Here is a 946-nt window from a genome sequence, read left to right on the forward strand (position 1 = left end):
CGTTCTGGCAGCCAGCGGCAGGCTGTAGTAGTGCCAGGTTTTATTTTCTGCCTGTAACGTATCCTTACTGGCTTCGCGTAGGGTTAACGACATAAGCTCCTCCTTAATCACAGAGATGTCCCGACAATCATCAGGGCTGTAATTAAAGATAACACAAAGATGTCGTAACGTTTTGATAACAACCCAAATTGATAAATTTCGGATTGGTCCACAAGGGGGAAACAAAAAACCCCGCCGTAGCGAGGTTTTACAATTTAGTGGAGCGCCAGCCAGATGAGCTGACTCCAGAACAGAATCGACACGGTAAAAACGCCGATCCACGACCAGTATTTGTGAGACGTCATGTTATTCATCATAGGGACACCAGGCATTATTTATAAAAATTCCGAGGTTGTTCCTCAGTGCTATATTGCTGATGTGTATTTATTAAAGAGTACAAAAGTGCAGAGTCGATATTCAGACTATTTGCATCATTAGGCAATAAACTAAATTATTGTTTTTTGGGTTCGTCTTCTGCGAACATATCAATAAACGCTTGCTGCTGCGGCGTCAGTTTCCAGGACGCAGGTACAACAGTTGCAGGTGCTTTACGCCCTCTGTGGCCGTTGTCACGATGCTGACACATCTGTTTTACCGAAGCGGTACGTACCGTCACTGCCATATTTAACCCCAATATCTCCAGGCCAGGAGAGCAACAGCCACCCAAAACAAGGCGGAGACGAGAAAGACCGCCAGCCAGGCTTTACGCTTGAGCGCAGGATCCCTTTGCGGTTCTTCACTTCCTGAAGGCATTGCTAACCTCATACAATCGACATCGCTTATCATTTAGGACCAAACAATTGGTACAATTAATCATCTGTTGAGATAAATCCTAAAGAAACTTTAGCCGAAAAGCCAGTGAATTTACGCACCGGGAGGTATGAAATATTCAATCTTTTGACCAGAA

At 44.6% G+C, this 946-nt stretch carries 4 protein-coding genes; all 4 read right to left on the minus strand.

From position 1 onward, the window contains the following. On the minus strand, positions 1-93 hold a 93-nt coding region (locus B498_RS23545; RefSeq protein WP_008503494.1), incomplete at its 3' end, for a hypothetical protein. A 161-nt stretch (positions 94-254) separates the two neighbouring features. Next, positions 255-353 carry a small membrane protein YmiC gene (gene ymiC, locus B498_RS23450; protein ID WP_032623144.1) on the minus strand — a complete coding sequence of 33 codons (99 nt, stop codon included), beginning with the start codon at positions 351-353 and terminating at the stop codon, positions 255-257. Positions 354-490: 137 nt separating this feature from the next. Continuing rightward, positions 491-661, minus strand: a complete 171-nt coding sequence (locus tag B498_RS23290; protein WP_032623143.1) for a hypothetical protein — start codon at positions 659-661, stop codon at positions 491-493. Between the two features lie 2 nt (positions 662-663). Beyond that, the gene (locus tag B498_RS0121810; RefSeq protein WP_213374860.1) at positions 664-804 is read right to left on the minus strand and encodes a YmiA family putative membrane protein; all 141 of its coding nucleotides are present in this window, start codon (positions 802-804) and stop codon (positions 664-666) included. Positions 805-946 lie beyond the last annotated feature (142 nt).

Source organism: Enterobacter sp. SST3 (assembly GCF_000286655.1).
In the GTDB taxonomy this organism is placed as follows: domain Bacteria; phylum Pseudomonadota; class Gammaproteobacteria; order Enterobacterales; family Enterobacteriaceae; genus Enterobacter; species Enterobacter roggenkampii.